General features: G+C 71.1%; 8 protein-coding genes, 1 tRNA gene and 2 pseudogenes. 5 read left to right on the forward strand and 6 right to left on the reverse strand.

Features of this window, described 5'->3' with window-relative positions; all coding sequences use genetic code 11:
• Positions 1-18 precede the first annotated feature (18 nt).
• A pseudogene (gene hutH, locus Q0V34_RS06285) lies at positions 19-1,557 on the reverse strand (histidine ammonia-lyase); the annotation flags it as partial.
• 104 nt (positions 1,558-1,661) lie between these two features.
• On the opposite strand from hutH, the gene hutC reads away from it, so the two are divergent.
• Both hutC and Q0V34_RS06295 read left to right on the forward strand, forming a co-directional pair.
• Positions 1,662-2,363 carry a histidine utilization repressor gene (gene hutC / locus Q0V34_RS06290; RefSeq protein ID WP_297509396.1) on the forward strand — a complete coding sequence of 234 codons (702 nt, stop codon included), beginning with the start codon at positions 1,662-1,664 and terminating at the stop codon, positions 2,361-2,363.
• Positions 2,364-2,405: 42 nt separating this feature from the next.
• Positions 2,406-2,945: a DUF1993 family protein gene (locus tag Q0V34_RS06295; RefSeq protein WP_297509399.1), complete on the forward strand. Its 540-nt coding sequence runs from the start codon at positions 2,406-2,408 to the stop codon at positions 2,943-2,945.
• A gap of 429 nt (positions 2,946-3,374) precedes the next feature.
• Here Q0V34_RS06295 and Q0V34_RS06300 read toward each other — a convergent pair.
• A tRNA-Met gene (locus Q0V34_RS06300) sits at positions 3,375-3,451 on the reverse strand.
• Positions 3,452-3,629: 178 nt separating this feature from the next.
• A complete protein-coding gene (gene ybaK / locus Q0V34_RS06305) occupies positions 3,630-4,106 on the reverse strand; it encodes a Cys-tRNA(Pro) deacylase (RefSeq protein ID WP_297509402.1) in 477 nt (158 codons plus the stop codon).
• Positions 4,107-4,154: 48 nt separating this feature from the next.
• Here ybaK and Q0V34_RS06310 point away from each other — a divergent pair, with 48 nt between their 5' ends.
• From Q0V34_RS06310 to Q0V34_RS06320, 3 genes are all read left to right on the forward strand, one after another.
• Complete coding sequence (locus Q0V34_RS06310) at positions 4,155-5,837, forward strand: copper resistance system multicopper oxidase (RefSeq protein ID WP_297509404.1); 1,683 nt, start codon at positions 4,155-4,157, stop codon at positions 5,835-5,837.
• A gap of 71 nt (positions 5,838-5,908) precedes the next feature.
• Positions 5,909-6,634: a copper resistance protein B gene (locus Q0V34_RS06315; RefSeq protein WP_367272041.1), complete on the forward strand. Its 726-nt coding sequence runs from the start codon at positions 5,909-5,911 to the stop codon at positions 6,632-6,634.
• Between the two features lie 271 nt (positions 6,635-6,905).
• On the forward strand, positions 6,906-8,498 hold the full coding sequence (locus tag Q0V34_RS06320; RefSeq protein WP_297509407.1) for a fatty acid--CoA ligase: 1,593 nt from the start codon (positions 6,906-6,908) through the stop codon (positions 8,496-8,498).
• 64 nt (positions 8,499-8,562) lie between these two features.
• Here Q0V34_RS06320 and Q0V34_RS06325 read toward each other — a convergent pair.
• The 3 genes and pseudogenes from Q0V34_RS06325 to Q0V34_RS06335 form a co-directional block, all read right to left on the reverse strand.
• A pseudogene (locus Q0V34_RS06325) lies at positions 8,563-8,640 on the reverse strand (hypothetical protein); the annotation flags it as partial.
• 10 nt (positions 8,641-8,650) lie between these two features.
• Positions 8,651-10,300: an ankyrin repeat domain-containing protein gene (locus Q0V34_RS06330; protein WP_297509410.1), complete on the reverse strand. Its 1,650-nt coding sequence runs from the start codon at positions 10,298-10,300 to the stop codon at positions 8,651-8,653.
• Between the two features lie 162 nt (positions 10,301-10,462).
• The gene (locus Q0V34_RS06335; RefSeq protein ID WP_297509413.1) at positions 10,463-11,068 is read right to left on the reverse strand and encodes a peptidylprolyl isomerase; all 606 of its coding nucleotides are present in this window, start codon (positions 11,066-11,068) and stop codon (positions 10,463-10,465) included.
• Between the last annotated feature and the right edge of the window lie 115 nt (positions 11,069-11,183).

An 11,183-nucleotide genomic window follows, 5' to 3' on the forward strand; every position in this document is an offset into this window, starting at 1 on the left:
GGGGGCCACCTCCCCCGCGATGCGGGGGAGGATCTGCGCCGCCGCCGCTCTCACGACCGCGCCCGAGCGCACCAGCGCCGTGGCGGCCTTGAGATCCGGGTGGAAGTGGCGGTCGTCGGACAGGGGGGCGACCTGGCGCCGCGTCAGGGTCCGCACCGCCTCCAGCACGGCGCTGGAGCGCAGCGGCGCGTGGAAGTCGCAGCCCTGGGCCGCCGCGAGGAGCTCGATGCCCAGCACGGCGTCGGCGTTCTCGACCATCGCCAGCAGCCGCCGCGCGCCGTGGGCGGCCATCGAGACGTGGTCTTCCTGGTTGGCCGAGGTCGGGATCGAGTCGACGCTGGCCGGATAGGCCTTCTGCTTGTTCTCCGACACCAGGGCCGCGGCGGTGACCTGCGGGATCATGAAGCCGGAGTTCAGGCCCGGCTTGGGCGTCAGGAAGGCCGGCAGACCCGACAGCGCGGGGTCGACCAGCATCGCTATCCGGCGCTCGGCGATCGAGCCGATCTCGCAGACGGCCAGGGCGATCATGTCGGCGGCGAAGGCCACCGGCTCGGCGTGGAAATTGCCGCCGGACAGGGCCTCGTCGGCTTCCGGAAAGATCAGCGGATTGTCCGACACGCCGTTGGCCTCGACCGACAGGGTGGCGGCGGCCTGGCGCAGCACGTCGAGCGCCGCGCCCATCACCTGGGGCTGGCAGCGCAGGCAGTAGGGGTCCTGAACGCGCTCGTCCTCCTTCAGGTGCGAGGCGCGGATCGCCGAGCCGGCCATCAGGGCGCGCAGGGCGGCGGCGGTCTCGATCTGGCCGGCGTGGCGGCGCAGGGCGTGGATGCGCGGGTCGAACGGCGTGTCCGAGCCCTTGGCCGCCTCGGTCGACAGGGCGCCGGTGACCAGGGCCGACTGGAACAGCCGCTCGGCCTCGAACAGACCGGCCAGGGCGTTGGCGGTCGAGAATTGCGTGCCGTTCAGCAGGGCCAGGCCCTCCTTGGGACCCAGGGTCAGCGGCGTGAGGCCGGCGCGGGCCAGGGCGTCGGCGGCCGGCAGGCGCTGACCGTCCGCGAAGATCTCGCCGACTCCGATCATGGTCGCGGCCATGTGCGACAGCGGCGCCAGGTCGCCCGAGGCGCCGACCGAGCCCTGGCAGGGCACCACCGGCGTCAGGCCTTGCCGCAGCATCGCCTCCAACAGCCGCACCGTCTCGACCCGCACGCCCGACGCGCCCTGCGCCAGGCTGGCCAGCTTCAAGGCCATCATCAGCCGCGTGACCGGCGCGGGCGAGGGCGCGCCGACGCCGGCGGCGTGGGACAGCACGATATTGCGCTGCAGGGTCTCCAGATCCGCCGCCTCGATGCGGACGCTGGCCAGTTTGCCAAAGCCGGTGTTGATCCCGTAGACCGGCTCGCCCTTGGCCAGGATGCGCTCGACCGCCGCCGCGCTGGCCGAGATCACCGGCCAGGCGGCGTCGTCCAGCCGGGCGGAGTCGCCGCGATAGATCGCCTTCCAGTCGGCCAGATCGACCTGGCCGGGGGTGAGAACAAGCTCGATCACCAAACTCTCCACGCGCGTCTTGGCGGCCTCGGCGCCGTTCTTGCGGCGGGCCGCGATATGTATAGACATAATCGAGACGGACGAGTCTTTTCCGAAGGATCGAGGCGGCGAAAATCGTGACCGGACCGCTTCACCAACGCATCCGCGCGGATATCGAGGCGAGGATCCGCTCGGGCGCCTGGCCGCCGGGCCATCGCGCGCCGACCGAGGCCGAGCTGATGGCGACGTACGGCTGCGCGCGCATGACGGTCAGCAAGGCGATGACCGCCCTGGTCGAGGCCGGGCTGATCGTGCGGCGCAAGCGGGCCGGCTCGTTCGTGGCGCGGCCTCGGGTCCATGCGCCGGTGCTGAACATCCCCGACATCCAGGCCACGATCCTCGCGCGTGGCGAGGCCTATGCCTTCCGGCTGCTGGCGCGGACGACGCGGCGGCCATCGGACGACGACGAGCGCGCCCTGGCCGCCGACGGCGGGCTGCTGGCGCTGGAAGGCGTGCACGAGGCGGGCGGCCGGCCGTTCGCCCTGGAGCGGCGGCTGGTCTCGCTGACGGCCGCGCCCGAGATGGCGAGCGCCGACTTCGCCGAAAAGCCGCCCGGCGCCTGGCTGCTGGAGCACGTGGCCTGGACGGAGGCCGAGAGCCGGATCAGCGCCGTCAACGCCGACGCCAGGGACGCGCGCCTGCTGGCCCTGGACGACGGGGCCGCCTGCCTGGTGGTCGAACGCCGCACCTGGCGCGAGGGCCTGGGCGTCACCCGCGTCCGCCAGATCTTCCCCGGCGAGGCCTATGACCTGGTGGCGCGCTTCGGCCCTGGCGCCTGAGAGCGATTCCCGGTTAGCTCGCGCCCGAAATTGGAGAACACCATGGACCTGCGCGCGCTGACCATCCCGACCTATGTCCAGATGCTGAAGGGGCTGTCGGCCCAGCTGGCCAAGGGCGAGGCGTACGCCGCCGAGCACGGCCTGTCGCCGGACGACCTGATCGGCGGGCGGCTGGCGCCGGACATGTTCCCGCTGTCGACCCAGGTCCGGTTCTGCTGCACCCAGGCCAGCGACCTGCTGCGCCACCTGACCGGCGCCGACTCGTTCGCCCCGGCCGAGGACGCGACCGACTTCGCGAGCCTGCGCGCCCAGCTGGCCGACGCCGTGGCGCGGCTCGAGGCGGCGCCCGCCTCGGCCTTCGACGGGGTCGCCGAAAAGGCGATCGAGATGAAGATGCCCAACGGGATCGTCTTCGACCTGACCGGCGAGCAGTTCGTCCGCGACTGGGCCTTCGCCCAGTTCTACTTCCACCTGACGACGGCCTACGCGATCCTGCGCCACAAGGGCGTCCCCCTGGGCAGGCCCGACTGGGTCCAGCACATGTTCGCCTATATCCGGCCGGGCACGTTCCCGGGCGGCTGATCAGTCGGGCATCGACTCGACCAGCACGACAATCGCCGCGGAGCGCGATCGGCCGCCCACCGCGGAGCGCCACATAGTCAGCCGCCTTGGAAGGCGGCGGAGGGCGTCACGACGCGCGGCGATGCCGTGTCGCCCGCCAAAGCTGGTAGAGGCCGCCTACGCTCAGGACCGCCAGACCCAACGCAAAGGCGGCGGCGTCGAAGCCCGTGGCTTGGAACCTCACGTCAAGCGGAAAAGGGTGAACATGGACGGAGCCGATGTAGAACGACCATGGCTCCACCCGCACGGCGCGAGCCATTTGCCCGAAGCTTGTCCACAACACGACAGCCCATAGGACAAGCCGCTTCAGCCCTTCGTGCATTGCAACCTCCAGCATGCGGCGAAAGGATGGCTCGCGAGGCGAGCGGCGTCAAGAAAGCCGGAAATCCCTGGTGGCGGGGGGCGGGATCGAACCGCCGACCTGTGGGTTATGAATCCACCGCTCTAACCATCTGAGCTACCCAGCCGCACCAGGAGGCGCGGCTTATAGGCGAGAAGGGCGCGGGCCGTCTAGAGCCCAGTCCGCCTCGGCGCCGGGGGCCCGGCCTCGCCCCTCGACGAGCTCAGGGTGAGGCCTATTTCCACGCCGCCTCATTCCGAAACCTCATCCTGAGCCCGTCGAAGGACGAGGTTTCGGTCCCCCGCCTACTCCGCCACGATCGCCGCCGTCGCCGCCCCTAGCGCCTTGACCGCGTCGGCCGGCGCGAGCTTGACCTGCAGGCCCCGCTGGCCGCCGTTCAAGAAGACGTAGGGCTCGGCCAGGGCGGCTTGCTCCATCACCGTGGGCAGGCGCTTCTTCTGGCCGAAGGGGCTGACGCCGCCGACCTTGTAGCCGGTGATCCGCTCGGCGTCGGGGACCGGCGCCATGGCGGCGGACTTGCCCTTCAGGGCGGCGGCCAGCTTCTTCATGCTGACCTCCTGGTCGGAGGGGAGGATGGCGCAGGCGGGCTTGCCATCCAGCAGCACGATCAGGGTCTTGAGCACGCGGCGCGGGTCCTCGCCCAGCGCCTCGGCGGCCTGGAGGCCCACGCGCTCCGATCCAGGATCGTAGTCGTACGTATGCAGGTCGAAGGCGACGCCGGCCTTGGTCAATGCGATCGTGGCGGGGGTGCTCTTGGACATGATCCGGCTCATAGCCAATTGAGCCCGGTGTTGGAATAAAGCGATCCGATGAAGACCTTCGATCGACGGACCTTGCTGCGCGGCGCCCTTGGGTTGGGCGCCCTGGGCCTTCTGCCTGACTGGGCCCGCGCCGGGGAGGCGGGCCGGACGCCCATCTCGCTGTCGGGCGAAGAGATCAAGCTGACGGTAGGCCACGCGATGGCGCGGATCGACGGCCGGGCGAGCCACGCGGCGGCGGTCAACGGCACGATCCCGGGTCCGCTGATCCGGCTGAAGGAGGGCCAGCGGGTCCGCCTGTCGGTCACCAACACCCTCGACGAGGACACCTCGATCCACTGGCACGGCCTGTTGGTGCCGTTCCAGATGGACGGCGTGCCCGGCGTCAGCTTCCCGGGCATCAAGCCCGGCGAGACCTTCGTCTACGATTTCCCGGTCCGCCAGAGCGGGACCTACTGGTGGCACAGCCATTCGGGCCTGCAGGAGCAGATGGGCCACTTCGGGCCGATCATCGTCGATCCGGCCGGCGAGGATCCGATCGCCCACGACCGCGAGCACGTGGTGATGCTGTCGGACTGGAGCTTCCTGCATCCGCACGAACTGTTCCGCCGGCTGAAGGCCGACCCTGGCCACTTCAACCGCCAGAAGCAGACCGTGGCGGGCCTGCTGGCCGGCCGCGACCAGCCGCTGAAGGACCGCCTGGACTGGGGGCGGATGCGGATGGACCCGACCGACGTCCTGGACGTCACGGGCTCGGTCTACACCTATCTGATCAACGGCCACGGGCCGGGCGACAACTGGACGGGCCTGTTCCAGCCGGGCGAGCGGGTGCGGCTGCGCTTCATCAACGCCGGCGGCATGACGATCTTCAACGTCCGCATCCCGGGCCTGTCGATGGAGATCGTCGCGGCAGACGGCCAGCCCGTGGCGCCGGTCACCGTCGACGAGTTCCAGATCGCGCCGGCCGAGACCTTCGACGTCATCGTGCGTCCGGCCGAGGACAAGGCCTTCACCCTGGTGGCCGAGGCGTCCGACCGGTCGGGTCTGGCGCGCGGGACGCTGGCGCCGCGCCTGGGCATGACCGCCGCGGTCCCGCCGCTCCGTCAGCGTCCGCTGGCGACGATGAAGGACATGGGCATGGGGGCCATGCATCACGGGATGGACATGCCGGGCATGGACATGTCGATGCGGTCGCAGGCCAACGCGCCGTCTGTGCCGCTGACGCCGGGCGTCCAGACGATCTCGCCGATGCCGATGGACCGCCTGGCCGAGCCGCCCCAGGGCCTCGAGGACGTGGGGCACAAAGTACTGACCTATGCCGACCTGGCCAGTCTCCACGCGCCGGTCGACCCGCGCCCGCCGGGCCGGACGATCGAGATTCACCTGACCGGCAACATGGAGCGCTTCATGTGGGCGTTCGACGGCGAGGCGTTCGGGCCGCTGAAGAAGCCCATCGCCCTGCAACGCGACGAGCGGGTGCGGGTGGTGCTGATCAACGACAGCATGATGGCCCACCCGATCCACCTGCACGGCCATTTCTTCGAGGTCGTCAACGGCCAGGACCGGCCGCCGGTCAAGCACACGGTCAATGTCGCGCCGGGGGGCAAGGTCGCCTTCGACCTGACGGCCAGCGAGCCCGGCGACTGGGCCTTCCACTGTCACATGCTGCTGCACATGCACGCGGGCATGTTCAACATCGTCACCGTGCGGCCGCTGGACGGAGCCGCCGCGTGATCGTCGATCTCCAGCACGAACATCATGCGCCGCCGCCCGCCCAGGCGGCGGACCCGCACGCCGGCCATGACATGTCGGCGATGAGCGCTCCGACTTCCGTCGCCGAGACCCCGCCGCCGCCGATCCCCAGCGACCACGCGGCCGAGCGGTTCTATTCGCCGTCCGTCATGGCCGCCGCCCGCGCCCAGCTGATGAAGGAGCACGGCGGCGGGCCCGCGTGGGTCGTCCGCGCCGACCTCCTGGAATATCGCGCCCGCCAGGGCCACGACGCCCAGGCGGTCGAGGGCGAGGCCTGGTGGGGTGGCGACGCGTCCCGCTGGGTCGTCAAGGCGCGTGGCGAACGCGCGGCCGGCGAGGGCTGGGAGAAGGCCGAGGTCGAGGCGCTGAAGGCCTGGCCGGTCGGTCCCTATTTCGACCTGCAGGCGGGCCTGCGCCAGGACCTGGCGCCGAAGGGGCGCGGCTACGCCACGGTCGGCTTCGAGGGCCTGGCGCCCTACTGGATCGAGGTCCAGGGCGCGGCCTATCTGTCGGACCGGGGCAAGGTCTCGGCGCGGGCCGAGGCGTCCCACGACCTGCGCCTGACCCAGCGGCTGATCCTCGCCCCGCGCGTCGAGGCCGAGATCGCCGAGGCGGGGGCGGGGCGGCTCGAGGGCGGTCTGCGGCTGCGCTACGAGATCACCCGGCGGTTCGCGCCCTATGTCGGCCTGGTGCGCGAGCGGGCGTTCGGGGCGATGCGGCCCGCCGGCGAGCGGGCCGGGAGCACGGCGGTGGTGGTGGGGGTGCGGGCCTGGCGGTAGGGCGAGGCGGCGAAAGGCCCGTCGAATACGAACGCCAAAAATAACGGTCTTCCTGGGCCTTGTGCCCAGGACCCAGGGTTCGGCTTGCTCGGCTTTCCCGCGAGACGCTCAACGCCGCCGGAACGCTGGATCCTCGCCACGAGGGCGAGGAAGGCAATGAGAAGAAGGCGCGAGCCGGAATAGCCAACCACGGGCTTGCCGCTCTCCCAACTCTGCCCCAACATCCGTTTGAACCCGCCTTCAGAGCGGGCCCACCGAGGGAGCAGTCAGGATGGCGGAGGCGATCGATTTCGACCGCATGCCAACGCTGGGCGATGTCGCCCGCTATCACGGCGAGGCGCGGCCCGACGCCACGGCCTTCGTGTTCGAGGGGCGCGAGACGACCTTCGCCGAATTCGACCGGCATACGAACCAGGTGGCCAACGCCCTGCTGGCGGCGGGGCTGAAGGTCGGCGACCGGGTCGCCTATGTCGGCAAGAACAGCGACCACTATTTCGAGCTGTTGATCGGCGCCGCCAAGGCCGGCGTGGTGACCACCCCGATCGGCTGGCGGCTGGCGGCGCCCGAGATCGCCTATATCGTCGGCGACAGCGACGCCAAGATCGTCCTCGTCGGCCCCGAGCTGATCGGCCATGTCGAGGCCGTGGCCGCCGAGCTGACCCACCGTCCCGTCGTCATCGCCATGGAGGCCGACGGCGCGGGCGAGCATCCGACCTTCGTCGCCTGGCGCGACGCCCAGGGCGACGCCGACCCGAGGACGCCGATCAAGACGTCCGACATCGCCATCCAGCTCTACACCTCGGGCACGACCGGCCGGCCCAAGGGCGCGATGCTGACCCACGACAACCTGCTGGTCATGCGCCGCGAGGCCGCCAAGGCGCCGCTGGCCTGGAACCAGTGGGGTCCCGAGGACGTCAGCCTGGTCGCCATGCCGGTGGCCCATATCGGCGGCACCGGCTGGGGGCTGGTCGGCCTCTTGAACGGCGCCAAGGGCGTGGTGGCGCGCGAGTTCGACCCGTTCAAGGTGCTGGACTATATCGAGCACGATCGCATCTCGAAGATGTTCATGGTGCCGGCGGCCCTGCAGATCGTGGTGCGCCAGCCGAGGGCGCGCGAGGTCGACTATTCGCGCCTGTCGCACATCCTGTACGGCGCCGCGCCCATTCCGCTGGACCTGCTGCGCGAGTGCATGGAGGTGTTCGGCTGCGGCTTCGTCCAGCAGTACGGCATGACCGAGACCACGGGCACCGTCGTCTATCTGCCGCCCGAGGACCACGACCCCGCCGGCAACGCGCGGATGCGGGCGGCGGGCCTGCCGATGCCCGGCGTCGAGATCAAGGTCGTCGACGAGGCGGGAAACAGCGTCCCGGCCGGGACGGTGGGCGAGGTGGCGGTCCGCTCGCCCGCCAACATGGCCGGCTACTGGAAGCTGGACGAGGCGACGGCCAAGACCATCGACGCGGACGGCTGGCTGCGCACCGGCGACGCCGGCTATCTGGACGCCGACGGCTATCTGTTCATCCACGACCGGGTGAAGGACATGATCATCTCGGGCGGCGAGAACATCTATCCGGCCGAGGTCGAGAGCGCCGTCTATGGCCACCCGCACGTGGCCGAGGTGGCGGTGATCGGCGTGCCCGACGACAAGTGGGGCGAGGCCGTCAAGGCGGTGGTCGCGCCCAAGCCGGGCGTCACCCCCGACCCGGCCGACATCATCGCCTTCGCCCGCACCCGCATCGCCCACTTCAAGGCGCCCAAGAGCGTCGACTTCGTGCCGGCCCTGCCGAGGAACGCCTCGGGCAAGATCCTGCGGCGAGAGCTGCGCGCGCCGTACTGGGAAGGGCGCGAGCGGCAGGTGAACTAGGGGGCCTCGCGGCTTCCGATCCGAGCTCCACATCCTTGTCATCCCGGAAGCCTCGTGGAGGCTGTCCGGGACCCAGGGGCCGCCGCACCGCGCGTGGCCCTGGGTCCCGGCTCTACGCTGCGCTCCGGCCGGGATGACAGGAGAAATGGCCGCTAGCTCAGCACCTCCGCCGCCGCGTCCAGCCCGCGCTTCAGCGCGGCGGTCGCGGCGGTGTCGCCCTCGTCGTTGCGGACCTGGCGATCCGCCCCGCGCGACAGCAGCAGCCGCGCCACGGCGATGGCGTCGTCCTCGTCGTCGGGCAGGCAGAAGAGGACCGTCGGCGCGTCGCCCGGCATGACCTCGCGGATCAGATCGGGCTCGGCGTCGAGCACTTGGGCCAGCCGCTCCAGCCGCGCCTGACTGGCCAGGGCGCGGAGGTCGCGGCTGATCGGCGCCAGGCGCTCGGCCAGATGCCGCTGGTTCAGCACGACCGCCCAGCTGAGCGGCGTCCCCCGCCAGCGGCGCTCGCGGACATCGACGTCGGCCCCGGCGGCCAGCAGGTGTTCCACCGCCTCCAGCGATCCCGACTGCACGGCGCGGTGCAGCGCGGTGATCCCCTCGTGGTCGGCGGCCATGGCGTCGGCGCCGAGCGACAGCAGCAGCGCCACGGCCCGGGCGTTGCCGTGCATGGCCGCCGACAGCAGAGGCTGGGGCGAGCGGACCACCTCGGGGCGCGCGGCGACCAGGGCCCGCGCCCCGGACGCGTCGCCGCGCGCGGCCAAGGCCTGCAGCGCCTCGGCGCCGTCGAAGGCGACCGGCGCCGCGCCGTGCGCCTCCAGCAGTTCGGCGAGCGCGGTGAAGCCCGACAGCCGCGCCACGGCCAGCACCGGGCGCTTTTCGTAGGCGTGCGGGGTGTTGGCGTCGGCGCCGCGCTCCAGCAGCCATCGGGCGCGGTCCACATGGTTCTGCCCCACCGCGTTGCCCAGCAGATAGTTCAGGGTCGAGCAGCCCAGATGATAGCCCAGCCGGTTTGGTCCGCGCACCCGCCAGGCGTCGAGCGCGCCCGCCGCCTCGGCCTGGCGCCACAGCACGTCGTACCAGTGGGTGTCGTGGCCGACGATCGAGACGTTGTAGAGCGCCTGGGAGTCGTAGGCGTCGGCCCCGTGGGCGACCAGCAGCGCGACCATGGCCTCGGCCCGCGGGTGGCTGGGCTTGGCGCCTTCGCCCAGGCCGATGGGACCGGTCAGGACCTTGAACGGAGTCTCCCAGTCGTCGGTGAAGCCGAAGTTCGGATCGGCTCCCGCCTCCAGCAGAAGGCGGGCGATCTCCGGGCCGTGCGTGTCGTCCAGGCGGCCGTAGGCGACGTGGGCCAGGGCGGTCCAGCCGCGCACGGGATCGACGCGCCGGACGGCCTCGGGATCGCGGGCCAGATGCCGCTCCACGGTCTCGCGATCGCCGCAGGCCGCCGCCGTGAACAGGCTATCGCGGGCGAGGTCGGGGTGGCGCGCCAGGATGCGGCGGGCGATGGCCGGATCGCCGTCCCAGCCGTGGCGCAGGATCTGCTCGATCCGCTGCGCCCGCGTCTGGCGTTCGATCGCCAGGTCGTCGAGCGCGGCCTTCAGGGCGATCCAGCTGTCCCGCCCGTATTCCAGGGCCAGGGCGTGCTGGACGTCGCGCAGGGCGGGCTCGGCGGGCGCCTTGGGCCAGGCGGCCGTCAGGCGGGCGCGCGCGTCGGGGTCGCCGGCCCGCAGGGCCTTCAGCCACCGCTTGGCGTCCTTGCGCAGGGTTTCGATATGAGTCTTCGGCGTGAGCGCGCGGCTCATGGCAAACCTTCCTTCCAATGGCCGAGCGTCCGCTTACGAAGGGCCGGAAGAAGGCTCGTAAGACCTAGAAGGTGAGGCTGGATGGGAGATCTCTCCCTTGCCGCGGACAGGCGGCGCTCCAGAAGCGCGCTGGGCGCATGAAAAGCCCAGCGCGGCCTTTCGTCAACCGATCCGCTTCATCGAGAGGATCTTCACCGGCGGATTGAGGATCTGGCCCTTCATCGCCGGGACGTTGGTCGGGCCGTCGGTCTTGCCGGCCAGGATCTTCTTGACGACGTCCATGCCCTGCACGACGTGGCCGAACACCGCGTAGCCGGCGTCGGCGTCGGACTTGCCCGGCTTGGCGTCGAGATAGGGCTGGGCGCTGGCGCAGATGAAGAAGTCGGCGGTGGCCGAGCCGACCGCGTCGCGGCCCATCGAGAGGGCGCCGGCGGTGTGCTTCAGACCCGTCTTCAGCGTGCTCTCGTGGGCGATCGGCGGGGCGCGGCGGGCATAGGGCTTGGGCTGGCCCTGGATCGAGCCAGCGCCCGGCGCGCCCTTGGCCCGGTTGGCGCGGAAGAAGGCGCCGCCGTCGAAGCGGTGCTTGTCGACATAGTAGAGGAAGTTGGCCGCCGTGATCGGGGCCTTCTTGTCCTCCAGCTCGACGACGATGGTCCCCTTGTCGGTCTCGATGGCCACGCGCGGCTTGTCGGCGGCGAGGGCGGGCGCGGCGGCCAGGGCGGCCAGGGCGCCGATCAGGGCGCGGCGGGCGAGGGTCGAGATGGTCATGGCGGCTCCTCTTCGTTGAAGCGGTGATGGCATGTGAAGCCCCGGTTTGTCTCCCTCCCCCATCAAGGGGGATAAAAGTGACCGCTACCAATAATCCGTGTCGCAAAACCCACGT

Source organism: uncultured Caulobacter sp., from assembly GCF_947036865.1.
In the GTDB taxonomy this organism is placed as follows: domain Bacteria; phylum Pseudomonadota; class Alphaproteobacteria; order Caulobacterales; family Caulobacteraceae; genus Caulobacter.

Excerpts from the sequence above, each read along its gene's own strand:
- Q0V34_RS06320 (WP_297509407.1), top strand. The coding sequence starts at position 6,906 with ATGGCGGAGGCGATCGATTTCGACCGCATGCCAACGCTGGGCGATGTC.
- Q0V34_RS06335 (WP_297509413.1), bottom strand. The coding sequence starts at position 11,068 with ATGACCATCTCGACCCTCGCCCGCCGCGCCCTGATCGGCGCCCTGGCC.
- Q0V34_RS06295 (WP_297509399.1), top strand. The coding sequence starts at position 2,406 with ATGGACCTGCGCGCGCTGACCATCCCGACCTATGTCCAGATGCTGAAG.
- Q0V34_RS06315 (WP_367272041.1), top strand. The coding sequence starts at position 5,909 with ATGTCGGCGATGAGCGCTCCGACTTCCGTCGCCGAGACCCCGCCGCCG.
- Q0V34_RS06330 (WP_297509410.1), bottom strand. The coding sequence starts at position 10,300 with ATGAGCCGCGCGCTCACGCCGAAGACTCATATCGAAACCCTGCGCAAG.
- ybaK (WP_297509402.1), bottom strand. The coding sequence starts at position 4,106 with ATGTCCAAGAGCACCCCCGCCACGATCGCATTGACCAAGGCCGGCGTC.
- Q0V34_RS06310 (WP_297509404.1), top strand. The coding sequence starts at position 4,155 with ATGAAGACCTTCGATCGACGGACCTTGCTGCGCGGCGCCCTTGGGTTG.